At 59.6% G+C, this 21,790-nt stretch carries 33 protein-coding genes; 3 read left to right on the forward strand and 30 right to left on the reverse strand.

The genetic code is table 11. The features are described 5' to 3' along the window. The 19 genes from AC5O5R_RS17125 to AC5O5R_RS17215 all read right to left on the reverse strand — a co-directional run bounded on the left by AC5O5R_RS17125 (nt 1) and on the right by AC5O5R_RS17215 (nt 14,548). Nucleotides 1-606 (reverse strand): hypothetical protein, encoded by a 606-nt coding sequence (locus AC5O5R_RS17125; RefSeq protein WP_076402815.1) that lies wholly within the window; start codon nt 604-606, stop codon nt 1-3. Next, nucleotides 606-1,190, reverse strand: a complete 585-nt coding sequence (locus AC5O5R_RS17130) for a hypothetical protein (RefSeq protein WP_494514564.1) — start codon at nt 1,188-1,190, stop codon at nt 606-608. The genes AC5O5R_RS17125 and AC5O5R_RS17130 overlap by 1 nt, the downstream gene beginning before the upstream one ends. A 45-nt stretch (nt 1,191-1,235) precedes the next feature. Then, nucleotides 1,236-4,511 (reverse strand): phage tail tape measure protein, encoded by a 3,276-nt coding sequence (locus AC5O5R_RS17135; protein ID WP_494514565.1) that lies wholly within the window; start codon nt 4,509-4,511, stop codon nt 1,236-1,238. 61 nt (nt 4,512-4,572) lie between these two features. After that, on the reverse strand, nt 4,573-4,830 hold the full coding sequence (locus tag AC5O5R_RS17140; RefSeq protein ID WP_494514566.1) for a hypothetical protein: 258 nt from the start codon (nt 4,828-4,830) through the stop codon (nt 4,573-4,575). Between the two features lie 51 nt (nt 4,831-4,881). After that, nucleotides 4,882-5,025 (reverse strand): hypothetical protein, encoded by a 144-nt coding sequence (locus AC5O5R_RS17145; protein WP_494514567.1) that lies wholly within the window; start codon nt 5,023-5,025, stop codon nt 4,882-4,884. Between the two features lie 107 nt (nt 5,026-5,132). Beyond that, nucleotides 5,133-5,462 (reverse strand): hypothetical protein, encoded by a 330-nt coding sequence (locus AC5O5R_RS17150; protein ID WP_494514568.1) that lies wholly within the window; start codon nt 5,460-5,462, stop codon nt 5,133-5,135. 40 nt (nt 5,463-5,502) lie between these two features. After that, on the reverse strand, nt 5,503-6,006 hold the full coding sequence (locus AC5O5R_RS17155) for a hypothetical protein (RefSeq protein WP_494514569.1): 504 nt from the start codon (nt 6,004-6,006) through the stop codon (nt 5,503-5,505). Between the two features lie 55 nt (nt 6,007-6,061). Further along, complete coding sequence (locus AC5O5R_RS17160) at nt 6,062-6,448, reverse strand: DUF3168 domain-containing protein (protein ID WP_494514570.1); 387 nt, start codon at nt 6,446-6,448, stop codon at nt 6,062-6,064. Beyond that, nucleotides 6,441-6,941 (reverse strand): HK97 gp10 family phage protein, encoded by a 501-nt coding sequence (locus tag AC5O5R_RS17165; RefSeq protein ID WP_060709074.1) that lies wholly within the window; start codon nt 6,939-6,941, stop codon nt 6,441-6,443. Before AC5O5R_RS17165 ends, AC5O5R_RS17160 begins: the two co-directional genes overlap by 8 nt. Before the next feature lie 3 nt (nt 6,942-6,944). Further along, nucleotides 6,945-7,115: a hypothetical protein gene (locus tag AC5O5R_RS17170; RefSeq protein ID WP_494514571.1), complete on the reverse strand. Its 171-nt coding sequence runs from the start codon at nt 7,113-7,115 to the stop codon at nt 6,945-6,947. An 8-nt stretch (nt 7,116-7,123) separates the two neighbouring features. Then, nucleotides 7,124-7,450 (reverse strand): head-tail adaptor protein, encoded by a 327-nt coding sequence (locus tag AC5O5R_RS17175; RefSeq protein WP_494514572.1) that lies wholly within the window; start codon nt 7,448-7,450, stop codon nt 7,124-7,126. Then, entirely contained in the window at nt 7,447-7,788 is a 342-nt protein-coding gene (locus AC5O5R_RS17180; RefSeq protein ID WP_494514573.1) for a head-tail connector protein, read from the reverse strand. The genes AC5O5R_RS17175 and AC5O5R_RS17180 overlap by 4 nt, the downstream gene beginning before the upstream one ends. Nucleotides 7,789-7,791: 3 nt before the next feature. Continuing rightward, nucleotides 7,792-8,334 (reverse strand): hypothetical protein, encoded by a 543-nt coding sequence (locus AC5O5R_RS17185; protein WP_494514574.1) that lies wholly within the window; start codon nt 8,332-8,334, stop codon nt 7,792-7,794. 48 nt (nt 8,335-8,382) lie between these two features. Further along, the gene (locus AC5O5R_RS17190) at nt 8,383-9,564 is read right to left on the reverse strand and encodes a phage major capsid protein (protein ID WP_494514575.1); all 1,182 of its coding nucleotides are present in this window, start codon (nt 9,562-9,564) and stop codon (nt 8,383-8,385) included. 2 nt (nt 9,565-9,566) lie between these two features. Further along, complete coding sequence (locus tag AC5O5R_RS17195) at nt 9,567-10,424, reverse strand: head maturation protease, ClpP-related (protein WP_494514576.1); 858 nt, start codon at nt 10,422-10,424, stop codon at nt 9,567-9,569. Nucleotides 10,425-10,440: 16 nt separating this feature from the next. Next, nucleotides 10,441-11,739 carry a phage portal protein gene (locus AC5O5R_RS17200; RefSeq protein ID WP_494514577.1) on the reverse strand — a complete coding sequence of 433 codons (1,299 nt, stop codon included), beginning with the start codon at nt 11,737-11,739 and terminating at the stop codon, nt 10,441-10,443. Between the two features lie 150 nt (nt 11,740-11,889). Further along, entirely contained in the window at nt 11,890-13,569 is a 1,680-nt protein-coding gene (locus AC5O5R_RS17205; protein WP_494514578.1) for a terminase large subunit, read from the reverse strand. Nucleotides 13,570-13,572: 3 nt separating this feature from the next. Further along, nucleotides 13,573-14,049: a terminase small subunit gene (locus AC5O5R_RS17210; protein ID WP_494514579.1), complete on the reverse strand. Its 477-nt coding sequence runs from the start codon at nt 14,047-14,049 to the stop codon at nt 13,573-13,575. Nucleotides 14,050-14,206: 157 nt separating this feature from the next. Continuing rightward, complete coding sequence (locus tag AC5O5R_RS17215; protein ID WP_494514580.1) at nt 14,207-14,548, reverse strand: HNH endonuclease; 342 nt, start codon at nt 14,546-14,548, stop codon at nt 14,207-14,209. 80 nt (nt 14,549-14,628) lie between these two features. Here AC5O5R_RS17215 and AC5O5R_RS17220 point away from each other — a divergent pair, with 80 nt between their 5' ends. Next, the gene (locus AC5O5R_RS17220) at nt 14,629-14,865 is read left to right on the forward strand and encodes a hypothetical protein (RefSeq protein WP_494514581.1); all 237 of its coding nucleotides are present in this window, start codon (nt 14,629-14,631) and stop codon (nt 14,863-14,865) included. 32 nt (nt 14,866-14,897) lie between these two features. Here AC5O5R_RS17220 and AC5O5R_RS17225 read toward each other — a convergent pair whose 3' ends face one another. Both AC5O5R_RS17225 and AC5O5R_RS17230 read right to left on the reverse strand, forming a co-directional pair. Next, nucleotides 14,898-15,215, reverse strand: a complete 318-nt coding sequence (locus tag AC5O5R_RS17225; RefSeq protein WP_494514582.1) for a hypothetical protein — start codon at nt 15,213-15,215, stop codon at nt 14,898-14,900. Then, a complete protein-coding gene (locus AC5O5R_RS17230; RefSeq protein ID WP_494514583.1) occupies nt 15,215-15,586 on the reverse strand; it encodes a chemotaxis protein in 372 nt (123 codons plus the stop codon). Before AC5O5R_RS17230 ends, AC5O5R_RS17225 begins: the two co-directional genes overlap by 1 nt. 107 nt (nt 15,587-15,693) lie before the next feature. On the opposite strand from AC5O5R_RS17230, the gene AC5O5R_RS17235 reads away from it, so the two are divergent. Together AC5O5R_RS17235 and AC5O5R_RS17240 are read left to right on the forward strand one after the other, a co-directional pair. After that, nucleotides 15,694-15,927: a DUF6555 family protein gene (locus tag AC5O5R_RS17235; protein ID WP_494514584.1), complete on the forward strand. Its 234-nt coding sequence runs from the start codon at nt 15,694-15,696 to the stop codon at nt 15,925-15,927. Next, nucleotides 15,924-16,151, forward strand: a complete 228-nt coding sequence (locus AC5O5R_RS17240) for a hypothetical protein (RefSeq protein WP_494514585.1) — start codon at nt 15,924-15,926, stop codon at nt 16,149-16,151. The genes AC5O5R_RS17235 and AC5O5R_RS17240 overlap by 4 nt, the downstream gene beginning before the upstream one ends. 559 nt (nt 16,152-16,710) lie before the next feature. Here the strand turns inward: AC5O5R_RS17240 and AC5O5R_RS17245 are convergent. The 9 genes from AC5O5R_RS17245 to AC5O5R_RS17285 form a co-directional block, all read right to left on the reverse strand. After that, nucleotides 16,711-17,100, reverse strand: a complete 390-nt coding sequence (locus tag AC5O5R_RS17245) for an antiterminator Q family protein (protein WP_449432334.1) — start codon at nt 17,098-17,100, stop codon at nt 16,711-16,713. An 11-nt stretch (nt 17,101-17,111) separates the two neighbouring features. Then, nucleotides 17,112-17,429 carry a hypothetical protein gene (locus tag AC5O5R_RS17250; RefSeq protein WP_494514586.1) on the reverse strand — a complete coding sequence of 106 codons (318 nt, stop codon included), beginning with the start codon at nt 17,427-17,429 and terminating at the stop codon, nt 17,112-17,114. Beyond that, complete coding sequence (locus AC5O5R_RS17255) at nt 17,426-17,716, reverse strand: hypothetical protein (protein WP_494514587.1); 291 nt, start codon at nt 17,714-17,716, stop codon at nt 17,426-17,428. Before AC5O5R_RS17255 ends, AC5O5R_RS17250 begins: the two co-directional genes overlap by 4 nt. Next, the gene (locus AC5O5R_RS17260; protein ID WP_494514588.1) at nt 17,713-19,002 is read right to left on the reverse strand and encodes a tyrosine-type recombinase/integrase; all 1,290 of its coding nucleotides are present in this window, start codon (nt 19,000-19,002) and stop codon (nt 17,713-17,715) included. The genes AC5O5R_RS17255 and AC5O5R_RS17260 overlap by 4 nt, the downstream gene beginning before the upstream one ends. Further along, complete coding sequence (locus AC5O5R_RS17265; protein ID WP_494514589.1) at nt 18,999-19,421, reverse strand: VRR-NUC domain-containing protein; 423 nt, start codon at nt 19,419-19,421, stop codon at nt 18,999-19,001. The genes AC5O5R_RS17260 and AC5O5R_RS17265 overlap by 4 nt, the downstream gene beginning before the upstream one ends. Continuing rightward, nucleotides 19,418-19,714 carry a DUF1364 domain-containing protein gene (locus AC5O5R_RS17270; protein WP_494514590.1) on the reverse strand — a complete coding sequence of 99 codons (297 nt, stop codon included), beginning with the start codon at nt 19,712-19,714 and terminating at the stop codon, nt 19,418-19,420. Before AC5O5R_RS17270 ends, AC5O5R_RS17265 begins: the two co-directional genes overlap by 4 nt. Continuing rightward, nucleotides 19,714-20,451 carry an ATP-binding protein gene (locus AC5O5R_RS17275; RefSeq protein ID WP_494514591.1) on the reverse strand — a complete coding sequence of 246 codons (738 nt, stop codon included), beginning with the start codon at nt 20,449-20,451 and terminating at the stop codon, nt 19,714-19,716. Before AC5O5R_RS17275 ends, AC5O5R_RS17270 begins: the two co-directional genes overlap by 1 nt. 46 nt (nt 20,452-20,497) lie before the next feature. After that, the gene (locus AC5O5R_RS17280; protein WP_494514592.1) at nt 20,498-21,355 is read right to left on the reverse strand and encodes a replication protein; all 858 of its coding nucleotides are present in this window, start codon (nt 21,353-21,355) and stop codon (nt 20,498-20,500) included. Nucleotides 21,356-21,494: 139 nt separating this feature from the next. Further along, nucleotides 21,495-21,719, reverse strand: coding sequence for a helix-turn-helix transcriptional regulator (locus tag AC5O5R_RS17285; protein ID WP_494514593.1), 225 nt, complete (start codon nt 21,717-21,719; stop codon nt 21,495-21,497). Between the last annotated feature and the right edge of the window lie 71 nt (nt 21,720-21,790).

Genomic DNA, 21,790 nt, shown 5'->3' on the forward strand with positions numbered 1-21,790 from the left:
CTATGTCTCGTAGGTGAACTTCGGCGCATCCTTCGACGCGCCCCAGTAAATGGGCCAGTCAGCGATCTGGGCGATCGCGAAGAAGAAACGGTCATCCTGGCGGCGCGCCCGGTGGTTTTCGTCGGTCCAGCGCTCGGTACCGGTTCGGTTCCATTCGGCCATCCGGTCGATCAGAGGAACCGTGATGCTGTTACCTGCCTCGCCGTTGCCGGCGTAGGAGAACTTGGCGGCATCCATGCGCCCGCTGAACAGAATGTCAGCCGCGTAGGTGCCATCCTCGTCAAACACAACGAACATCAGCTTGCCGTTGCGGCCGCGGCAGCCCTTCAGTGAGGTTTCGGTGATGATCTGGGTGTCCAGGCCGTTAAGCGTCAGGTCAACGGACATGGGCGATCCCGAGTTGCTGCTTTCCTGCGACTGGCCTACCGCACCGAAGCTGCCAACACCCTGATAGGTGATGCCGTCGATGACCAGGTCGCCGGTACCGGTGTGCGCAAAGACCATCCCATCAGGGAAGTCCAGCTGGCAGGCGTACACCGCCATAAAGTTGCCCTTGGCGATGATGTCGACAACGGTTTGGCTGAAAGGAAACACGCCACTGGCCATCAGAATGCCTCCCGGAATTGCAGGGTCGAGTTCGACACCACCGGCTGGGTGGTCCACTCGTTGGTGTCATCCATGCGGCGCATTTCGCAGTACGGATTCTTGTATTCGACTGGGCTGCCGGCCGGGATCAGCTTGCGAATGCGCTTGTTCACTGATATCACGGCCTTGCCGGCAGCGTTAGAAAGGGCGTTCTCCACCACCTCGAACATTTCGCCCCTAATGGTGATGAGGTCGCCCCGGCTGAACACCTTTCGGCTGGCCAGCAGGCCTTGCAACTGCATGCTGCTAGCCTGGGCGGTTGCTACAGCGACAGTCGGCGCGCCAATATTGTCGGAGCGCGTACGGGTGAGGTACGGGATGTTCACGGTGCCGAACATGCCATGCAGGCGGCCCAGCAGCGAAGTCAGCTCGCGTTCATCCTCCTCGTAAAGGAAGCCGAAGGTCATGGTGCACTTCCAGTAGGAGCCAGGCTGAGCCACGATCTGCTGGGCGTTCGACAGCGAGGAAGTGAACCCCCGATTGTTGTAGACGACGCCCCAGGTGACCTCTGTGGGCTCCAGGTCCTCGGGCCATTCCTCCGCCATTGGGTCACTCCAAAAAGAAAGCCCGCCGAAGCAGGCCAAGGATGGTTACCGCCGCTGCAGCATTTGCCGCCCGGCGCCGTTGGTCTTGAAGTCCCGCAGCATGAGTTCGTAGCCATCGCGGGCGCCCTGCTCTGCTGCCCGCCGAACATCGGCGATAGTGGCTGCATTGGCTTGTCCACCGACCTGGATGTGCTGCGTGATGCCACCGAATGAAAACGATGACTCCCCGACGCCGTCTCCAGCGCCAGCGCCAGCGCCAGCAGCCATGACCCCGAGCGAACCGTCCGGTCCACGGTGCAGAGGCAGAATTGCTTCTGGCCCAGCCTCGGCGAAGATGCCGGCGCCCTTGGCAAAGGCGAACATTTGAGGGCTGTCGTATACACCGCCGGAGTACGCAGACAGGCTGGGCGAGTCGTAAACCCCGCCCTTGGCGTTGGCCACGACTGGAGCAAATGAGCCTTCGCTGAAGCCGGTCATAGTCCCTTTCCCGAGCGCTGCGCTGCCACCGCTCAGGAACCCGAACGCAGAACTCAAGAAGCCGGCTGCGGCCTGGCGCACCTGGATGCGGATGAGGTCCTCGATGATCGCGTCGGCAAAATCTTTGAACGAAGCTTTACCTGTTTTTATGAACTGAACGACGCCATCTTCTAGGTTGTGGAAAGCATTGGTGAAGAGTTCCTGAGTCTGGCCGGCCACATCCGCCGCACTGTCGAGGTAGTTGTCCAGTGCAGTCGTAGCGCCATTCGACCAACTCGACTGCGCCTCATCGACCCTCTGAAAGTAATTTTGCTGGGCTGACAGGCGTTTGTTGAGTTCATCCGAGAGAACCTGGGTCTCTTTTTGGTAGAGCTCAGGTTCGATCTGCCCTGCGTTTCGCTGTTCAGTTAAGGCGTTGAGGTCTTCAACGTGCTTCTGGCGCAAGGCCAGCTCTGCCCGCATACGATCCCGAGACTTGTCGCCTCGTCCGATACCAGCCAAGTCTTGGTCGTAGCCATTGATTGATGCCTGAGTGCCGGTGGCTTGTGCCGCTTTGAAAGCGCTGAGTTTGAGATCGTCCTCGTTGGCCTTCTTGATCTTGTTTAGCGCATCCAGCTCAGCTGCCAAATCGAGCAGACGTTTCTGCTGGGCCTTCGACAAGTTACCGAGCTTGCCCTCCTGCAACTCGAAGGACAGCTTCGCGACTTCGGTCGCATCTTGCTGCTTGTCGCCGGTAGTGTTGATCAGCTGAATTTGCCGCTTGTAGCCTTCCTCGGTGGAATCGAAATCCTTCAGCTGTTTCTTGGCGGACTGCTCGGCCTCAGATGATCCCTTTCGGCGCGCCTTGGTGGCGTCGTCGTCCGCTTTCTTCTGGGCATCTCTTGCCGCCGCAACTGAAAGGATCGCCGCCTCTTCACCTTCCGTAAGGTCGGTTCTTTCAGCGATATAGCGCTTGGCAGCATCGGTATTGGTCTTGTCCTGTGCCGAGGCTAGCTGTTTGAGTTGCTGATCAAGGTACTTCTGGGTTTCCTGGGCGGCGGTCGCCCTGGCCGCCGCGTTCTGCCTTTCTGCCTTCGTATTGGCGTCAGTTTCACCCGTCAGCTCAGCCATGGCCTGCTTGAGCCGGTTGATTACCTCAGCCTTCTCAGTTGCTGCCCCACCACTTTCCTCAAGCGCATCAGCCATTTCGGAGGTGACACCAGGCACCTCCCTGATACGATCAGCGACTTCCTTCCAGTCGACAGCCATTCCAGCAGCCTGATCGGCCGAGGCTTTCTTCACGATGTTCATCGCCGCCTGGAACTCGGCCGGCAGCGGCGCGATGCCGCCCATGAACCCGGAAGCACCTGCTAGTCCCGCATTCGTAAGGCTGCTCTGAAATTCGAACGCAACTGATCCAGCAGCGGTCGCCAGTTCACTTTCTGCGTCCTCAATAGAAGCTTTCAGCTCCCGAAGAGTTACTGACTGGGTAGCACGATTGAGTTTGTTGAAACGCTCGACCAGCTTGTCTATTGGGTCGTTGAGGTCTCCGAGCTTCTCTTCAAGAACGCTCGTGTTATCGCGCAAAGTGAGGAACGCTGCCGCAGCGCCTATCGCCAGGGTAGCGATACCCGCAGGCCCTCCAAGCACGCCCCGGGCCGTCAGGGATGCGCGACTGAGGGTCGTCTGTGCTGCGGCAACCGCATTCGTCGCCCGAGTTTCGAGCATCCTCGCCTCAGCGAGCTGCAGCGACATCTGAGTCTGGACCGCTGTGCCGCGCGCAGCAATGGCCTCTTTCTCGGCCAGAAACACGGCTGTCTGAGCCTTCTGCTGCTCAGCCTGCGCGGCAAGCAACACAGCGGTCGCCTGAGCCTTCCGGGCTATTGCATCCGCTATAGCGCTCTTGGTTGCCGCAACCGACGCAGCTGCACTGCCGACTAGGGTCCTGACGAAGCCAGCGAGGGCCCCAACTGCCACTACACCGGCGATGTTGGCCAGCGACTCGAAGTTATCCCCGATAGTGCTAATACCCTGGGCTAGAACCCCCGTGCCATCTGTAGCTTCGTTGAGACGACCAATATAGACCGAGAAGGCATTGCTGAGGTTTTGCAACGCATCACGTACCGCAACACCCATACTGTCGGCCAGCTCACCATTTGCCTGTGCCGACTTCTGCAACCCCTCGGTAAGGATGTCCAAACTGAGCTTGCCGTCTGCACCGAGAGAGCGGATCTCCTCAGCGCTCTTGCCGGTCGCTTTGGCTAGGGTTTCTACGATGGTTGGCATCGCCGCTAGGATCGACTGCCAACCATCAGCCTCGACCTTACCAGTCTGCAGCGCTTTGGAATATGCATCGATCGCAGAGGCTGCTTTGTCAGTGCTGGCCGAGTTGGTCACAAGCAGGAAGCTGAAACTGTCCATCACATCCAGCGCTTCGCTGGTGTTGTACCCCATGGACTTGAGGCTGCCTGCCGTCCGGATGTAAAGCTCTTGGGCTTCATTGAGGGGGCGATAAGTGCGCTTCGCTGTATCTAGCAACCTGTCCTGCACCAGGTTGTATTCGTTGACGCTGGTGGTCGCCAGCCCCATTCGATCCGACATCTGAGAGTAGGAGTCGGCGACATCGATAATGGAACGGACCGAGGCAGCGCCCACCGCCACCGCTAGAGCATTCTTGATTAGTGCGCCTGCACTTTGGGCGCTCTCCCCCGCCCGATCAAAACTCTCGTCAATTCGAGCAAGGCCGCGGTCTATCGCCGTGGCGCCCTGGGCGACAGTAGACTCAGCTCTGGCAATTTCCGAGCGGAGCTGAGCAGTAGTCGCTTCAATACGGACCAGCATCCCCTGGATATCTGAGTCTGCCATATCGATCTCCAGGCAATAAAAAGCCCGGCATCGCCGGGCTCAAGAACAGTTATGACCGCAATCAATGAGGCCTTTTGTTGGCTCTATTTGCGGCATCGGTAATCTTTTTCACTCTCTTTTCATGGCGCTTCTGCTGCTTAACCGGATCATAGATATGGCGGAGCAGGAGGGTGGCAGAGCCAAGAACTAGAGCGGTTACAACACCAAAAACGACAAATGCAGCGCCTCCAGCGACTACAACAGTCGTAATTACCCCCAACATCCAGGGGGCAATCAAGACGATGATTACTAGAAGCGCCAGTAGAATAAGTAGCTGCATGGGTCCATCCCAAAAACCAAATCTAGGCATAGGATAACTCCCGACACGAACTCAAGCAGCCTTTCTGCCCGTTAGAGCCTGCCTGAGCTTCTCGGCAACCGTCGTAGGTTTCAGCTTTTCCTGTTGGCCACTTGCCTTTCCAGCGCCAAATGGATTGGTCATCTGCACCCACTCAAGCCTGGCGTCCATCGCCATGAATAGCTCCGGCAACGGGGTGACCCAAGCAACATCCGGGGCCCAACCCAGCCACCCGGTGGCGATTGCATACAGCCGGTCGACGTAACTGCCGTCCTCAACGACGCTTACGCCGTCCCGGCTTGATCCTTTCCCTTGTCGACGCCGCGAGGGTTATAGAGTGCGACGACGTATGCATTGAGCTGCGTCGATACCTCTAACACGCCAGCCTGCCAAACCTTCTCGACAATAGCTTCAGCGGCCTTGCCTTCCAGGCCGGCACCGGCGGCTAGGATAATTGCACAGCCCTCAACGCTCAGGGCGCTGATCGTCTGCGATGCGCCGCGCAAGCCACCGAAGCGGCTCTCAATTGCGCGAACTGCCTTGAGAGTGGGTTGCAAGGTGAACTCTTCGTCGCCCAGCTTCATGGTCATGGTGCCGTGCAAGGTGTTGTTCATAGATCAGATCCTGTGTTGCCGGGGCTACCGCCCCGAGCGATCAAGAGGTAGATGGGCCGGCTTCGATTTCCAGCACGTCGGAGTTGATGCCCATGGTGATGTTGCGGCGGACTACGTTGTCTGCGGCACCAGGTGCAACGGTGTTGTTCATCACCTTGACGCGCATGTAGAAAGTGGTCGGATTGATCGCCGGGGTGGCGGTCGGATCACCGTCATTCAGCGTGATCTTGACGTTGTAGTCGCCCTTGCTGCGATCTTTGTGTGCGGTCTTCACTGCACGCTGACCAGCATCGCCATTGTCCAGGCCGACAGTGATCGTCAGGTCACCAGCGTCTGCTGTGCCCTTGTACTTGCGCACACGCCCATTTTTCAGCGATGTGAAGTTCACGCTGCTGAAAGTGTCGCCGAACTCGCCCAGGTCCTCGATCTCGCCCACTTCTACGTAGGTGTCGGCCTTGTAGTCGGTCTCGGTGTCCGCGCCGGTCTTGCTGCCAATGAAGAATCGGCAGCCGGCGGCTGTGTTCAAATTGTCTTCTGCGGGCATGGGTGTTCCTCCAAAGCCACATTGGATAGAGGCCGCGGGGCGGCCGGTGGGTGATTCAGTGGGTGGTGATCACGCGGACGGTGATCGAGCCCTGGTAAGTGATGCCGTCGGCGTCGCGCTGGGCATCGGACTGTTCGACCCGAACGGAAACCGCGCGCCCCACCTCCAGCGGCAGCCGGCGCTCATTAAGGGCGGCGATGATTTCGCCGTTGATGCGTTTGACCTCGGCTTGGCCCACGGCATCGGACCAGACCGACAGGTACAGCAGGCGCGTTTCGCGCTTGCGGCCCGAGATCGGGCTGCTGTTGACCGAAACCTCTCGATCGATGGAGACGTACGGCATTTCGGCGTTCAGCGGCGCGCCGTCGTATATCGGGCAGCTAACCTCCGCCTGAAGCCTGGCAAAGATGGCCTCCTGCAGGGCCAGAGATGGATCAGCCATTGCCTACCCCTTGGCTTGCCTTGCGCAGCGTACGGTTCACGGCGGCTTTGATGTCAGCCATGACAAACTCTCGATTGACTTGGATGGAGGGCCGCAGCCAGGGGTGAGCCGGCCTAGCCGGGATATCTGGGTACTTGCCGAAGAAGTGGGTGCCATCACTTTTGTTGGTAACGCGCCGGTTGCGATCACCGGCCCGCTTGCCTCCGGTATAACCCTTGGTGCCATATTCGATGAAGCGCAGGTAAAAGAACCGACGGTTGTCGCGCTTGCCACGGATGCCGATCTGGGCATCTAAACCGCTGGGCGAAACGTAAACCCTGAGCGCGGCAGCAGCTGCTCCGGTGTCCTTGGGCATCAACTCACGCTGGGTCTCCAGGATGCGGTTAGCCGCCTCTAGCATCGCGGGCTGCAACTCGTTGTCCATCGTCTTGTGGATGTTGCGCAGCGTCCGGCGTAGCCGGATGTCACCGCGAAGGCTCGACCGGCGCGCCATACCCTACTCCTTGGCTGGATCAGCCTTTGCGGGCTTCGCGGCCTTCTCGGTGACCGCTTCGGCGTATCCACGGGCAATCAGGCCTTCGCCATAGGCCTTGTCGACCTCGAACTCTTCGCCCTTCTCCCGCTCACCAGATGCGCCCGTCAGCGGGCCTAGTGCTCGAATTTTCATCATTCACCTCATGGGTTAGGTATCGATGAGCAGAGAAGCCTCATCAAGGAGTTTTCGTTGTCCGGCAAAACGGCCTCAACCTGGTAGGTGATCCCCCTACGTGTCAGGCGCGATCCTGGGACGATATCTGGGCGCGGCCTGCCGATGATTTCGGCGGTTACAACAGCACTCAGCTTTTCAGCAACCGCAATGACCCGACCGCTTGGAGTGCGAACCTCACCCCACATGTCAGGGCGGGCAGCTGGCAACCACGTCACCGTGGCGCCCCCGGATTTATTCCTCACCTCGTGTCGATGAGCCACCTGCAGCCGATGACGCAACGGTCCGGCCCTCATACGCCCCACCCAATCCGGTGCGGGTTCAGGAGCACTTTCGACCCTTGCGGCAGTTCGGTGGCGATCGTCCCGATCACAACGTCCTCGCGGTTGGCGTAAAGATGGCCGAGGATCAACAAGCAGGCAGCCTTGATCTGCTTGTTGCAGACCATCGGCGACTCGCCGGCTTCATTGGCAGCTACAGCAACATCCAGCGCCTGCTGGTCGGCGTAAACGCGGCGGTTCAGGTAGTCCATCGCCTGCCCTTCGGCCGCCTCGATCAGGAGCTCCAGGTACTCGTCTTCATCATCGGGATCTCGAAGATGATGCCGGGCGATGGACATACTGATAACCGGCATCATCTACTCCTTCAGCGGTTCGAGTGATGCCAGATTCCGCTGCACCAGTTCCTCCGCATGCCGTCGCGGCACCGTATATGCGGGACCGCCGCGACGACGAAGCTCACCCTCGTCCATGTACGAACGCAGTGGATAGATCTGAAGAGTTGCAGGGTTGGAGTTGGCCCGATCATCTAGTGCCAACTCATCTGCGCCGGCGCCGATATCTGCCAAGACTGAGGCAGTTTGAGCGACGGCTTCGGCTTCGGATTCGGCGTCGGCAGCGCCCGCCGTGGAGATACCGGCACCCTGCTCGCCTGTGACACCATCCGGCCCAGTGCCAGCGGCTGCCTGCCCTTCTGCCGTCAACAGGCCCGAGTCCTCCGCCGAGCCTGGGGCAGTTACAGGGACGCCCGAATCAGCGGAGTCGCTAGCGTCTGGAACGATCGCTCGGCTAGGCGAAAGAGGCAACCCGGCAGCTTCAGCTGGCCCGCTGCTGGAATCAACGGTTGATATCGAATCCTTCGCATCAGCCGTGGAGGCTGGTGTTTCCTGTTTACGTGCCATTGGATTACTCCATTGCGGCGCCATTTCTGGCGCCGATCTGCGGGATGGTTAAGGCGTGACCAGCGGGCCAGTAACGAACGCTTCGTCGCGATAGATGGCAAAGGCCAGGCGCTCTTCAGCACGAATCGTTGCCATGTTTTTCTCGAAGTCATCACTGTTTTCGGTCGAGATCAGCACTTCAATTTCCATGCGGTCGAAGATCTGAGCTCCGAGCTTGAATGCACCAACCAGGAAGTCGTTCTGGGTCATGGCCTGGGTGGAAACCACCGGACGATTCCACAGCTTCGCGTTGGTGCCTTCTTGCGGTTGACCGATGATGTAGCGACCTTCCCCGTCCTTGGTCAGCTCAATGGCCGCCCAGTCAATCGGGTTGAGCACGATGCCGTCCGATGGAAACTCGGCCAGTTCGGCCTGCAGCAGTGCCAGGCGCAGGCGGTCGATGCGCTGCTCGCCCACCACAGCAACGCCAACCGGGGCGGCGTACAGTTGAGCAACGGTCACGAGGCCCTGCAGGTTGACACCGGTGCCGTTGCCGTAAAGCAACTGAGCCTCTTCAGCCATGTTGAGGCCGTAGCGTGCACGACCGTCGATGTAGCTTTGCAGGGCCTTGGCATCGTCCAGCATCTGCCGACTGGCTTTGAACAAATGGGCGACGGTCCGCACGTTCGCAGTGGTCAGGCCAAAGGTCAGATCGGAGTACGGCTTGGCAGTGGTCTCCGCCACGGTGCGGGCGTTGTTGGTGAAGCCAGTCTCACGGACGTACTCGATGGAGTTCGATTCGGTGGAACCCGGCGCGACCAGATCGCGAACGGTCAGTCGGCGTTGAGCCGGGGCAATGATCCCCGGCAGGCGCTGAGTCTGCACCAGGTCACCGCCGGTTGCGGTCGTGATGGCCGCACGCGGCACGGAGACACGACGAGAGCCGCGGAAGGACGAGTTCATGTCCTTCATTTCTTCGCTTTCGATCACGAGGGCGCCTACCGATTTCTGCGGCGCCTCCTGATGGTTACGATCCCGGCTTGCGTTCACGAGCTTCTGCTCGGCCTCGCCCAGTCGCGCCTGAAGCTCGCCCTGCTTGGTCAGCAGCTCATCAACCTTGGCGCGGGTTTCGGTATTCATTTCGCCGGAGGACTTGATCTGCTTCTCGGTCGCCTCGGCCTGGCTTTTGATCTGGTCGCCAATGCCTTTGAGGCTCGCGTTGAGTTCCTTGACTTGGGCTTCAAAGTCCATGGTCACTTTCCTTTCAGAGAATTGAGGAGATTGGTTGCCGCGCTCAGAGAGGCGGAGAGGTCTGGCGCGACAGCGCGGGGCTTATCGGGCGGGGCAGCGTTGTGCGTACCCCCGCCGGTAGCGCGAGGCATACCGGACTTAAAACTGGCGAATAGTTCGCGGCGCTCGGAGCGAGGCATTCCACCCTTGGCCAGCGCTACATCCATGGCCTTGAGCGCATTGGCCTGCGCGGCGTCTTCGGTTTCGCGCTCGGTTACCTCAGTGGACGACAACAGCCCGGTGGCCAGGCCAAGCTCCACGGCACGCTTGCCGCGAATGTAGGTTTCGTCGTCCATCAGCCCGGCCATATCTTCTGTCGACTGGCCACTGGTCTCTGCATAGAGGTCTGCCATCGCGGCGTCAAACTCCTCCATGTCGTCAGCGATATCGCGCAGGTAGTTGCGATTGCCGGCGAGCCAGGTCCAGCAGTTGTGGATCATGAGGAAGGCGCTGCTGGCCACCTCACGCTTTTTGCCAGCCAGGAAGACAATCGAAGCAGCGCTAGCCGCCATGCCGAGCACCTTGGTGGTGACCTGATGGCTGTGCTCCTGCAGGCGGTTGTAGATAGCAATGCCTTCAAACATGTCGCCGCCTGGCGAGTTGATGTAGACGGTGACATCTCGCTCGCCGATGGCCCGCAGAGCGGCATCGATTCGCTTCAGCGTGACGCCTTCGCCATACCAGTCCTCGCCGATCACTCCATAAACAGTTATGGTGTCCGGGGTGTTCTCGACGGCCGCCTGGATCGCGGGATTCCATTTTTCGAGCGCGCGCGGGCTCATCTCGCTGCGCAGGCCGCGAGACTGGATCTTGTGCTTCATGGATTGCTCCCGTGATTTACTTTTCCGGCTGTTGGAGCCAGTTCATCAGTGCGGCCCTTGCGGCCTGGCTATCGTTTTGCTTGCCCAGCTGGTCAAGTGGCACCAGGTTGGACTGCACGGTCAGTACATCGCCACCTGGCATGCTCGGAAGGTTTTCTTTCCGTCGGCCCTCGTTTCGGGTCATGTAGCCGTTCTGCCCCATCGTGCTGAGATAAGCCGCGCGACCGGTGCTGTCCGCACGCAGGAATGCTTCAAGTGAGTACTCTGCGTAGAACTTGATCCGGTCAACAGCCGTCATGCACCACTTGTTCACGCACTGCTCGATAGGCGCCGTGAAGGACATAATGCAGTAGGTAAGAAACGCGATCTGCTGCTGTTCCAAGCCCGTGCCCCAGTTGCTGCCCTTGTCGGTCTTCATCACCATCCAGGGCGGAACACCGAACCATCGGCAGATCTCTTCGATGCTGTGGCCTCTCGACTCAAGCAGCTGAGCATCGGCAGGGTTGATGCCGATCATCTCAGGCTTCACGCCTTGCTCGAGCACAGGGCTCTTGCCGGCATTCAGCGCCCCGGAAATGGTCTTCACGTATTCACGAAACTCAACGCGCTGGGCTGGGTTGAGCGTCTTGTCCACCGAAAATGCGACCGTGGGCATCATGCCGTTTCTGAACGTGCTGTTGGCGGCATCATCTGCTGACATCGCAGAACCGAACACATCTGCGCCGTAACGTATGGCGGACAGCCCAACCCGGCCATCCAGCGTAAAGGCCGGAATGTGCAGCATGTCCTGCCGCTGGATCTCTCGGCGGGCTCCCTTTCGGGGCCTGAAGAAATACCTGAGCCGCCCATCGTCGTCGAACTCAAGATCGACTCTCGACGGCATCAGGAAGTCCAAGGCGATGACGCGCCCAGCAGAGCGATGGATCTCGCAGTAGGCGTTGCCCCACAACAGCATCGAGGCGACGACTGCCTGCCAGAAATGGAAAGCAGCCATGTCTTCGTTGGGGCTGTTGTGCACAACGTCGTACAGCGGGAAATCGCGAGCACTCTCTCGGCTACCATCGGGCATCCGCCGGTAGATGCTCAACGGCAGGCCGGCTACCGAAGTCGAAATGATACGGACGCATGCCCACACTGTGGACAGGCGCATGGCCTTGTCGACGCTGACTGACTTACCACTACTGGACTGGGCGCCGTTAAAGGCACTCCAGAAACCGCCATCCGACAGTTTGATGGTCTTCCCCAGCCATTCACTCATGCTGGCTGAAGGTTTGGTGGCAGCTGCGCCCAATGCCTGGGATAGGGTTTTAATCACCGACAAGCCCTCTGCGGATGAAGCCAGCAATGCAGAAGAAGCTCAGCGACCCCGCCAGCAAAGCCCAGCCGGTACCAGCCAGCATCCAGACCCCGCTGCATGCCAAGCAGAAAGCGACCACTGCGCAGGCGATGAAAATATGAAATGCGTTCATGCGATCAGTGGGTCCCGAATGCCTGCCATGAAGTTGTCCATTCCCCCGCGGCCTTCAGGATTGAGGCTGATCAGAGAAACGGCGTTGAAAGTAGCCATGAGCGGATCGATCTTGGCCGTGCCCGAGGCCTGCTTGGTGATCAAGAAGGCGTTGGCCGACGGCACACCTTTGGCGTTCCCGCACGACCAGGCCATGAGCGGCTGGCCGCAGTGCAGCAGCGTGCCCTCGGCAAGCTTGCGCTCTGTCGTCTTGATTGCGCCGGTGAGCTTCCAGCCTTGGGAGATGCCGACGATCTTGTCTTCCTCGACCTCAGCATCCGCCAAGGCATCAAGAACGGAGCCAATCCCCGCTGGGTCCAGCCCCACCTTGTCCAGAAGACCTGTGGCATTGACCCGGGCGACAATAGCCGCGAACTGCGCTACGTCGTCACCGATACGCTCGACGATGGTGAGGTCGCCTGCTTTCTCCAAGTCTCTGAGTCGCGGCGCCTCAGATTTGCGCCGCTCAAGAACAGAAGGATGTGCCCAAGCGTGAGCCCAGTGGAACCACCTGCGGGTACCCGCCTCTCGCCCGATTACTGCCAGCCCGAGCAGGTCATCAAGGCCGCCTCCATCACCACCAACATCGATCACCTCGCACCTGGTGAGGATTTCATCAAGGTTCAGCCAAGTAGCAGCTTGAGCCTCCCAAAACTCCGCGCCGACCCATGCGTCCGACATCAGTGCGAGGCCGATCTCGATATTGAGATGCTTGGCTAAGAATCCGCGAAGCTCAGCCTCGCCATCCAGTTCAGCCTGCATGAACAGGCGTTCTAGGGTGGGGCGGTCGACCGAGTATTCAATGTTGGGGTTCACCAAGTGGAAGTTTTCAGGCTTCCGCGCCTCTCCGCTTTTGATCATCTCCTTCGAGAATTCGTAGATGATTGGCAGGAATCGATTGTCGTCGATTCGACCATCCCGCACGCCCCGGGCATAAGTCAGCTTCGACTTGAACACCCCAGCCGGCGGCTCGTTTGACTGGGTCGTGAGCCAGATGATGAAGCCCTCTGGTCGCGACAGCAGACCGCCGGTGGCCTCGCGGATCATGTCAGCCGCTTTCGGGTTCTTGCCGAACAACCAGGCTTCGTCGATCAGAACGCCAACAGCCTTCTTGCCGCCCACCACGTCACTGTCTGCGGCCACGACCTTCAAGGTCGCGCCGGTCTCACGGTGGGTGATCAACCGCAGGTGAGGCTGAACATGCAGCAGCGCTTTCAACTCGTCATCGTTATTGACCATGTCCTTGGCAGGGATGAACGAGTTGTCGGCAATCTCCTTGGTCGGCGCCAGGATTATGAACTCTGCCGAGAGCCGCCAATTGCGGATGAGTGCCGTCAGCATGATCCCTGCGGCAATTGTAGATTTGCTGTTCTTTTTGGGGATGCAGAGCATCACCTCGCGGATCAGACGCTCACCGGTCTCGCTGTTGTAGCTGCCGAAGATGGCTCCGGCGAAAGCCAGAACCCAGGGCGCGCAAGCGGCCTCGATCGTCGGGCTGCCTGGGGCATCGACAATCTTCAGCCCTTTGAACACCTCAAGGCTTGCCTCGGCCTCTTCGGGAAACAACGGCTCGGGGATAATTGATTCACCCGCAGCAAGACACCGCCACCAGTCAGGGCAGGCTGTAGTCCATTGCATAGGTCAGTTCTTCACTACGGTGAGAGGGGGCTTGCCTTGGGAATACTTGCCTTTACCGACCTGCTTGGCGGCCTCGGCCTTCTGTTCTTTCTTGCCCTGGTCGGCGACCTTGCCGTGCACATAAGGCATCAGCGTCTTTGCCGCTTCCAGCCGCATGCGCATGTCAGCGCCTTCTGCGTTCATCAGCTCAGTGAGGAAGGCTCGCGGGTCATCGGTCTCGGTTAACGACAGGTCGTCGGCCTGCTGCTCCTGGAGCTGTTCGGCTTTAACTTTTCGAGTAGGTTTAACCTCGGTGCTGGAAGCCTGCTTTTGCTTCAAGCGGCGTCCGATTTCTGCAAGGACATCGGGGTCCTTCGCAAGCTTGGAGCCCGCTTGGGACGCGGTCTTCTCGGAATATTCAGCGGCGAGCGCCGCCTCGCGATTTGTGGCACCCGACAACAAAGCGTCAACAAACCGCCGCTTCTTGTCGGTTAAAGCCATGGTTAACTTTTCCTGAAACGGGAAAAAATGTGTACGTGGGGTCGGAGGCGGTCTAGCTAGATGAGAATTGCTAGCTTTTGACCCCCTACCCCTTTCGAGGCACGTCACTGGGGTGCTTCTTCGTCGCTCCACCGAGTATCGACGATCCGCTGACACCTCAGGCACCCAGCCCCATTGCCTCCTCGGCCTGCTTGACGGAGTCGTGGCAAATCTTGCAGAGGCTCTGCCAGTTGGCCTGATCCCAGAAGAGAACCATGTCACCCCGGTGAGGAATAATGTGGTCGACTACCCGTGCCGCAGTTGTGCGGCCGTTGCGATCGCAGAAGACACAGAGCGGGTTGTCATGCAGGTACTGCTTGCGTGCCTTTTGCCACTTGTAGTCGTAGCCACGCTGGGAGCTGGTCATGCCAGTTCGCCAGCTCCCCGGCGATACCACTTTGACCCGGATACCGGTGCTTTCTTTGATTCGAGGACCGAGGGTCTTGAGCCGTCCTGCCATTCGTCGACCTTCTATGAGTCAGACTGCGCTTATTCATGATTGCATCTAATACTTAGGTCTCTGCCTGGGGAGGGTCAGACATGCAACCACGATTCGTTATCGTTCCAGCTGTGCCAATCGAAGGCGCATCCTTCCAAATCGGTAATCGGTTCTATGCCGCCACCACTTCGGGCGGCTTTGATATCTATGACAATCAGGAGAAGGAGAGGCGGAAATTCAGCTTTAAAACCAGATCTGCCGCCGCAGAGATGTGCAACAAGATGAATGCCGAGTCACGCAACCCAGCGGAACTGTTTCCCTTGCTGCGTACGGATTGAAGCACTGCGACCTGTCCAAGCCAAATCAATAACTAGGGCGACACTCGATTGAGAGCCTCGTCAGCCTTGTCGGCTGCCTGCGTTGCCGTGGTCGCTGCTGTGGACGCCTTAGTCGCAGCGCTCTCGGTCTTGCTGGTCAGATCGTCCAGACGCTTGTCCCGCTCAGCCATTGCCGCGTCGTAGGCCTTACGGATGTCGCCGACCTGGTTGGCTTGGGTGCTGGCCATAGCCCAGTAAGCTGATTGCCAGCCCAGAACAGCACCGCCCGCGATCAGAAGCGCGGCGATCACCCATACCTCAGCCCGACGCCACCAGCGGCGGGCGATGAATTCCAAAGCGCATTTGTCCATTAGGCTGTACCTCCAAGCTGTGCACGAAGCCGGGAGATCTCGGCGCTCTGCGTGGTCACCTTCTCGGTGAGCTGACCCACCTGACTGGTGAGAGCTTCGATCTTCCCTTCCATCCGGCCCACTGCTGCTGCAAGCTCATTGCGCTCCTTGGCGAACTGGTCTGCGCGAGCCTCGGCCAGCTTCCTGGCTTCACGCTCGGAATCGAGCAGCTCATTTAGGCGCCTGACCGTACCGATGTCGGCGTTGTCCATCGCGCGATCGGCCGCGTCTTTGGAAAGGAAGCGGCGGACCCAGAGAAGCGCTCCTGTAACAACGATGCCACTACCGCCCAGCCAGGTGGCCGTGCCCGGGCCGAGGTCGGTGGGATCCATAAATGCTCCAATTATTTTTGATGTTCAGCTGGCCCGTTACCAGCATTGCCACGCCTATACTTAACGCTTAGTAGGACGATTGATTTTCGGTCTTTAGGGGATACGGAATGTCGAATGGGTCACTTTATGTCGTTGTGTATCAACTACACGGCGAGGCGAAGCGTTTCATTATCCGGTCCGAGGGAATGGACAGCGCCAATGCATGGCACTGGGCTGCCTGTGATGCGGGAGTGGGTGTGATCCCAAAATTTGGCTCTTCCCACATCAAAAAAGTTTCGCGACCGTTGGCGGAGCGCTATGGCGTTACCAATGTTCAATGGAGCAAATCGAGCAGCTCATGAAATACAGAATCGATTACAACCTTAAAGGGCGGGCCCGGTTCTGGGTTTGCGATTGGCCGACGACATTTCGGCAGGATGATGCTTTAGCCGCGCTTATGCGGCTGCACGCTCCCACGGATGCTGTGACAGCGATGCGGGACTCGCTCCCTGCTTCTTATGCTGAGCTAACAGCGGCGGTTGTCGATTTAGGTATTTCCGATGTTCGGATCAAGGCGTCCGCATGACGCCAACAGCTACAAGTTGGTTCCTGCGGCTCGCCGCTTGTACTTGAACAGCTTGAGCAAGTACTTCTAGCGTGATGCACGTATTTTGATGTCCTCAAATGGCGTTGCCGGCCTAGCGATCGTGGGCCTCATCGATCATGCATAACGGTGTGCGACAGCGCCGAGACTGCAGTGCTTTCAGCCTTGCCCACAACCTATGCCTGCAACCCACCGCCCTCGGCGCGGAGACTGGCGATGGTGGCCTGAATTCTCGGGCATATCGTGCTCCAGGTACTAAAAAGGCCCGCCGAAGTGACGAGCCCTTGAATGGGTGCCGAGGGCCGGCGCTTCCCGGCTTGTTGGTCTGGATGGGGTCACATACCCCAGACTCTCATCGCGTAGCCGATCAGGGAGCGCACGGCTATGATCGACGCCACTACCGACTTAACCCAACTGCCTGGGCGGGTCATCCGCAGAAGCGAAAAACCCCAACACAATGGTCGGGGTTCGTCTGTGTCGCGTTGCTTGCAAGCTGGACACGCTGCTATGAAAACAGGTGTTTATCCGCGCGGAAAGCTTTTTATGCAGCCTCGCGCAGTTGTTCCATGGCGCAATCGATCCAGGCCACTCCAGTGTTGATCAGCTCGCGCGCCTTGGCTTCACCCATCTTGTGCTCCCGAGCGATCCGCAGCGCCGGCCACTTAGCACCGAAGTACAGCCAGACGAAGCCGCCCATCTGCGGATTGCGCTTGTTCAGCCTTGCTACGGCGCCGTCCACCGCAAGTGCCAGGTCGTCCGTGATCACGTATTGCTTGAGTCCTCCTTCCGCTGGAGCGTGCTCCTTCATAAGCGCATACAGCGGGCATACATACTGAGGCACACCCATACCATCCATGCGCCACCAGCCCCATTGCTCGAGCATGTAGGCGGTGTCACCAAGGGCCTTGTCTACGTAGGTGCGTTTTTTCATGTCCTTCCCCCTCAATCCCCGGTGTAGTTGGTGCCGCCAGCGCCGCGCTGGTTGCTTCCCTGATATGTAGCCTCAGGCCCGGATGCCTGAGGGTTCTTCAACTGCTCGATCTGCCGGTGCGCCGCCTGTAGCGCCATGCTGAGCTGGGTCACCAGCTCATCCAGGGCCAGGGCCTCGCCAGTTGCAGCCACTACCCAGCCCGAGGCGTTGCAGTGGTCGCATGGCAGTTCGTGAAACACACCCTGAGTGACCGCTCTCCCACGGCACAAAGGGCACTTGTCCAGCTCAATCACGGCCTTCTTGAATGATGGGCCGTGGCTTTTCCTCATGCCGGCACCTTGAACAGGTGACAGATCTCCTCGACCTCAATCTTCGGCGTAGGCACTCCCTTACCGCGGAGTGGCATGAGCTCGGCATCCCCATACGCAACCTTTGCGGACGCGCCCAGATGAGTCACGTACCAGCCAGCGGTTGGAGCTTTCATTTGGCGGGTTTTGCCACCCAATAGCTGCCCCCTCTGAATGCGCTCGACCAGCTCCACTTGGCTGCCCTGGGGGATCTCGGTGTCAAACACGAGGGTCAACGCAAGATCGCCCGACTGCATGTTCTGGCTCATTTCGAATCCTCGCTTATGGTGGATACCGGAAGTCCGTCGAAACCCGCACGCTCTGCGGCCCGCGAGAGAATCCATGAATCTGTTGATCTATCACCGGTCAAGCCGTGAACCCACTCGAAACCCTTCTGATCAAGGTGTGCGTGCCACTTCTCCAATGCCTCACGCTTGCGGGCCATCACGTCGGACTGGATGTACACCTTCACGTTGTGGCCCATGGCGTGGTTGATCAGCAGCTCACCCACCAAGTGGTCGACGCCTAGGTCTGCCCAGCCGGTACGGGCGAGCTTTCGAAGGTCATGGCTGGTCCACTCGCCCTGCCCCATCACGGTGAACACAGCAGATGCCTTTGCCTCGCTCATCGGCTTGCCCTGGCGCCCCGGGAACAGGAACTCGCCGTCATAGCCCTCGTTGCGCTGGATCTCGCGGTAAGCCATCAGCAGCCAGCGCACCTGGTCGGTCAGTGGCAGCCGGTGCTGCACGCTGGTCTTGGTGTGCTCGGCGGGAATGAACCACTCCCGCTCCGCGAGGCTGATGTGGCTCCAGCGGGCCAGCCGGGTCTCGCCCAGCCGGGTGCCATGGCACAGCATCATCAGGGCCAACACGCCATGCTGCGGGCGGTGCGCCAAGGTGCTCTTCATGCGGGTCATAAGGTCCTCAAGGTGCACACCACGCAGGCGCGACGGCTTGACCGTGACCTTGGCCTTGGAGAAGTCACCGAAACGGATGCCGGCCATGGGGTTGGAGCTGATCAGGCCGAGCTTGAAGGCCTGGCGGAACGACAGGGCCAGTAGCTGGAACACCAGTCGCACGTAGTCGATCGACAGCGACTCTTGCAATGGCCACATCAGCTCGCGGTCGAGCAGCGCCTTGTCGATCTGGGCCAGAGGGATCTGGCCAAGGCGCGGCACCAGGTGCTGCTTGATCGCCGACGCCGCCGTGCTCTTGCGTTTGGCCGACAGGTTGCGGTCACGGGACATGCGCTCAGCGAACCAGGCCAGCAACTCGCCGGTCAGCACCCAGCTCGACAGGCTCGATCCCTCACCGGCCTCCAGGCGCAGGCGAATGTCCGGTAGCGCGGCGGCCACCTTGGCAGCGCTCAGCTCGGGGTATGAGCCGATCAGGTTCCACTTGCCCTTGTGGATCAGGTACCAGGATCCGCGCTCGCGGGAACGGTGAAACCGGAAGTACAGGCCGTGGTTGCCCAGGGCGCGCAGGTCACGCACCTGGCCGGCGGCCTGCCGGCGTATCTCTGCATCGCTGATTTTCACAGCGGCGGTATTGGTCATGCTGCAACCTCCGTTTTTGGCAGGGCCAGGTACGCCCTCAGGCACTCCATGGCGTCGAAATGCCCCTGACACACAACGGCCAGGTAGCCTTGGTCGTTCAGCCAGCGAATGCACGCTTGCTGGCTGGAAGAGACAGGCGCCGGGTCTACGGTCGCCTTGAATTCGATGTACAGGCCGAAGTAACCGCCGCGAGCCATGGTCAGGACCAGATCGGGGATGCCGGCCTTCACGCCCTGGGCTTTGAGCTTGAGCGCCACGCCCTTGTGCCGATGGCCGCCATTCGGGACGTGGTAGATCAGCTCGTACACCTCCGGATAGCGCAGCTGGATCTCCTCGAGCAGGGCAGCCTGCTCCTGCCCTTCCCGGTCGACGGGCTTGGCGCGGGCCGGGTTACGAAACGGGGGGCGCTGATTGATCATGCGATCAGCACCCCTTCGTTGAGCAGCAGCGCCTGGGTGCGCATAACACCCTCGGCGTGATACTGGCGAGCGGTGGCGCGATCGACAGCCCGGCTGCGCCCGTCACAGGCGTCGTGGCAGGCGCTGCAGGACCAGGCGCCTTGCATGTCGTGTGGTTTCTTTCCGACGCCGCAGGTGCCCGCCAGGCGGTAGTGCGCAAGGACGGTGGTCTCGGGGTTGCCGTTGCACACGCCGGGAATGCGCACCTGACATTCCCGGCCGCGCGCAGCTTTGGTCAGTTTGGACTGGCGCATCAAACGCCCTCCCGACCACGGTGAGACGACCAATCGAACGGCAAGACGATCCCACCGCCCTCGCGCAAACGATCCGCCGAGCGCTCGCCCATGGCTGCGGGCAGCTCTTTCGCGCCCAGGTTGGAAATCACAATAGTCGGCATCATCCGCTCGTAGCGGCCATTGATGATTGAGAACAAGCGGCTCAGCTCGAAATCGCTTGGGGCCTCCTTGCTCGCCCCGACCTCATCCAAAACCAGCAGTGACGGGCGGATAAGCGCGTCGAGAATGCTCCCCTCAGTCTGTCCTGAAGTGCCGTCGAAAGTCGCACGGATAGCCTGAAGGATGCCTCCAAGCGTCCGGTATGCTGCCGTGTACTGGGTGTTGGCCATGACCGCTTGGGCGATAGATACCCCCAGATGCGTTTTGCCGGTGCCGGGGTTCCCCACCAGGATCAGACAACGGCCGGCGGACAGGTTGGTATCAAACTCGGTGGCGTAACGTTCGCAGCGCGCTTTGGCCTTTTGCTGGCCGTCGCAGTTCACTGCGTAGGTGTCGAACGTCTTGTCCTTGAACCGCTTTGGGATCAGCGAGTCTCCGAGCTTGTACGCCAGATCCACGCGCTGACGCTTGGTGTCTTCGGCCTGGTTTTTGGCGACCTGCGCCGCCTTGCAGCCCGGGCACGGCGAGCGGAAGGTGTGGCTGAGCACCTGGTGGGTGGTCGCCTCATACGGGCCATGCTCTTCGCATATCGCCATGGAGGTCACCTGCGGACCGGCAATGCTCGACAGGTGGACAACTTTTTCAGAACGCATACGAGCCATCCTCCCGTGGAATGAGGCCGTCGTGGTAGTCGCGGTCGTTGAAGCCGTGATGACGGCTGCTTGGCTTGCCTTGGGCGGGCGATTTGGCGATGAATCGTTTGGTGATCCATTCCACCTCGAAGCTGCGCCACCCGCTCTCGATGACGACCTCCATGACCTGGGCAGGCTGGATACCGAAGGTCAGGCACTGGCGAAGCTTGTCGTTCAAGCGCGTCCAAACCCGGGAGCTCATTGGTGCGCCCTTGGACTTGCGGACCGCCAAGTAATCAGCGATCAGGGACTCATCGAGTCCGTGAGGATTGTCGGCCAGCATGGCAGCTTTACCGAATGGCGCCTTGCGGTCGTCCTTGGCCGGAATCGGCTCCGAATCGCTGGGGGGGCATGTAACATCTTCCGAAGGAAGATTTACATAGGGGGTTTCTTTCTTAGAATAAAGAAGGGAGTCGGCGGTTTTGGTCTGTTTCGACTCTGAGCCGATTCGGACCACTTCAGCCGAATCGGCTGTTTTGGTCTGTTTCGGATCAGTCAGGTAAACCCAGTCTTTCGGGTCATTGACGCCAATATCACCCCGGGCACCACCTTCCCGGAACAGGACTCGCCGACGCAAAAGGCTTGAGACCGCCTTGGACACGGTGTCAGGGTGAGCGTGTATGGCTTTCGCGATGTCGGTAGCCGGGATGCGCTGGGCGCCCGCACCGAAGTTGATTGTGGCCTTGGCCACGTACAGCACAATCTTCATCTCCCGAGCTGGGAGATCGATAGCCAGCAGGCCATCCATGAGCTGGTTGTCCATCCGGGTGAACCCCCTGGACTTGTCAAGTGGGACGATGTTTGTCATGCTTAAACCCGTTATGAAGCTGTAGAGAAAGCCGCCCTGCCAGGCGGTTTTTTTTTCGTCTGCGATTCAGGTACTGGATGGATTCGCAGGTGTTTCGGTCATCTACTGGCGCAATGCCAGATCAGCGATGATTTAACTATCAGGCGGCTTCTGGATCTCGAGCCGTTGGCGGAAAGGCATCGTCAAGGCTGCACTCGGCGCCTAACCCGTTCAGCGCAGCGACAATCTTCCGAGCCGCATCAAGGCCGACACATCGTCGACCAGCCTCGTAATTGGCTAGGCGCGACTGGTTCCAGTCGAGCTCCCGGCAAAGGCGGGCTTGGCTTATCCCCGCCGCTACCCGGATCTTGCGGACGTTGTTCATTCGGGGCTCCTCAATGACTAGCAGTCAGGATAAACACGCACCGTGTTAATATCAATCACAATAAGTGAAAG

Source organism: Pseudomonas sp. 8_5_2, assembly GCF_059295255.1.

Excerpts from the sequence above, each read along its gene's own strand:
- AC5O5R_RS17125 (WP_076402815.1), bottom strand. The coding sequence starts at position 606 with ATGGCCAGTGGCGTGTTTCCTTTCAGCCAAACCGTTGTCGACATCATC.
- AC5O5R_RS17130 (WP_494514564.1), bottom strand. The coding sequence starts at position 1,190 with ATGGCGGAGGAATGGCCCGAGGACCTGGAGCCCACAGAGGTCACCTGG.
- AC5O5R_RS17135 (WP_494514565.1), bottom strand. The coding sequence starts at position 4,511 with ATGGCAGACTCAGATATCCAGGGGATGCTGGTCCGTATTGAAGCGACT.
- AC5O5R_RS17140 (WP_494514566.1), bottom strand. The coding sequence starts at position 4,830 with ATGCAGCTACTTATTCTACTGGCGCTTCTAGTAATCATCGTCTTGATT.
- AC5O5R_RS17145 (WP_494514567.1), bottom strand. The coding sequence starts at position 5,025 with ATGGCGATGGACGCCAGGCTTGAGTGGGTGCAGATGACCAATCCATTT.
- AC5O5R_RS17150 (WP_494514568.1), bottom strand. The coding sequence starts at position 5,462 with ATGAACAACACCTTGCACGGCACCATGACCATGAAGCTGGGCGACGAA.
- AC5O5R_RS17155 (WP_494514569.1), bottom strand. The coding sequence starts at position 6,006 with ATGCCCGCAGAAGACAATTTGAACACAGCCGCCGGCTGCCGATTCTTC.
- AC5O5R_RS17160 (WP_494514570.1), bottom strand. The coding sequence starts at position 6,448 with ATGGCTGATCCATCTCTGGCCCTGCAGGAGGCCATCTTTGCCAGGCTT.
- AC5O5R_RS17165 (WP_060709074.1), bottom strand. The coding sequence starts at position 6,941 with ATGGCGCGCCGGTCGAGCCTTCGCGGTGACATCCGGCTACGCCGGACG.
- AC5O5R_RS17170 (WP_494514571.1), bottom strand. The coding sequence starts at position 7,115 with ATGAAAATTCGAGCACTAGGCCCGCTGACGGGCGCATCTGGTGAGCGG.
- AC5O5R_RS17175 (WP_494514572.1), bottom strand. The coding sequence starts at position 7,450 with ATGAGGGCCGGACCGTTGCGTCATCGGCTGCAGGTGGCTCATCGACAC.
- AC5O5R_RS17180 (WP_494514573.1), bottom strand. The coding sequence starts at position 7,788 with ATGCCGGTTATCAGTATGTCCATCGCCCGGCATCATCTTCGAGATCCC.
- AC5O5R_RS17185 (WP_494514574.1), bottom strand. The coding sequence starts at position 8,334 with ATGGCACGTAAACAGGAAACACCAGCCTCCACGGCTGATGCGAAGGAT.
- AC5O5R_RS17190 (WP_494514575.1), bottom strand. The coding sequence starts at position 9,564 with ATGGACTTTGAAGCCCAAGTCAAGGAACTCAACGCGAGCCTCAAAGGC.
- AC5O5R_RS17195 (WP_494514576.1), bottom strand. The coding sequence starts at position 10,424 with ATGAAGCACAAGATCCAGTCTCGCGGCCTGCGCAGCGAGATGAGCCCG.
- AC5O5R_RS17205 (WP_494514578.1), bottom strand. The coding sequence starts at position 13,569 with ATGCAATGGACTACAGCCTGCCCTGACTGGTGGCGGTGTCTTGCTGCG.
- AC5O5R_RS17210 (WP_494514579.1), bottom strand. The coding sequence starts at position 14,049 with ATGGCTTTAACCGACAAGAAGCGGCGGTTTGTTGACGCTTTGTTGTCG.
- AC5O5R_RS17215 (WP_494514580.1), bottom strand. The coding sequence starts at position 14,548 with ATGGCAGGACGGCTCAAGACCCTCGGTCCTCGAATCAAAGAAAGCACC.
- AC5O5R_RS17220 (WP_494514581.1), top strand. The coding sequence starts at position 14,629 with ATGCAACCACGATTCGTTATCGTTCCAGCTGTGCCAATCGAAGGCGCA.
- AC5O5R_RS17225 (WP_494514582.1), bottom strand. The coding sequence starts at position 15,215 with ATGGACAAATGCGCTTTGGAATTCATCGCCCGCCGCTGGTGGCGTCGG.
- AC5O5R_RS17230 (WP_494514583.1), bottom strand. The coding sequence starts at position 15,586 with ATGGATCCCACCGACCTCGGCCCGGGCACGGCCACCTGGCTGGGCGGT.
- AC5O5R_RS17235 (WP_494514584.1), top strand. The coding sequence starts at position 15,694 with ATGTCGAATGGGTCACTTTATGTCGTTGTGTATCAACTACACGGCGAG.
- AC5O5R_RS17240 (WP_494514585.1), top strand. The coding sequence starts at position 15,924 with ATGAAATACAGAATCGATTACAACCTTAAAGGGCGGGCCCGGTTCTGG.
- AC5O5R_RS17245 (WP_449432334.1), bottom strand. The coding sequence starts at position 17,100 with ATGAAAAAACGCACCTACGTAGACAAGGCCCTTGGTGACACCGCCTAC.
- AC5O5R_RS17250 (WP_494514586.1), bottom strand. The coding sequence starts at position 17,429 with ATGAGGAAAAGCCACGGCCCATCATTCAAGAAGGCCGTGATTGAGCTG.
- AC5O5R_RS17255 (WP_494514587.1), bottom strand. The coding sequence starts at position 17,716 with ATGAGCCAGAACATGCAGTCGGGCGATCTTGCGTTGACCCTCGTGTTT.
- AC5O5R_RS17260 (WP_494514588.1), bottom strand. The coding sequence starts at position 19,002 with ATGACCAATACCGCCGCTGTGAAAATCAGCGATGCAGAGATACGCCGG.
- AC5O5R_RS17265 (WP_494514589.1), bottom strand. The coding sequence starts at position 19,421 with ATGATCAATCAGCGCCCCCCGTTTCGTAACCCGGCCCGCGCCAAGCCC.
- AC5O5R_RS17270 (WP_494514590.1), bottom strand. The coding sequence starts at position 19,714 with ATGCGCCAGTCCAAACTGACCAAAGCTGCGCGCGGCCGGGAATGTCAG.
- AC5O5R_RS17275 (WP_494514591.1), bottom strand. The coding sequence starts at position 20,451 with ATGGCGATATGCGAAGAGCATGGCCCGTATGAGGCGACCACCCACCAG.
- AC5O5R_RS17280 (WP_494514592.1), bottom strand. The coding sequence starts at position 21,355 with ATGACAAACATCGTCCCACTTGACAAGTCCAGGGGGTTCACCCGGATG.
- AC5O5R_RS17285 (WP_494514593.1), bottom strand. The coding sequence starts at position 21,719 with ATGAACAACGTCCGCAAGATCCGGGTAGCGGCGGGGATAAGCCAAGCC.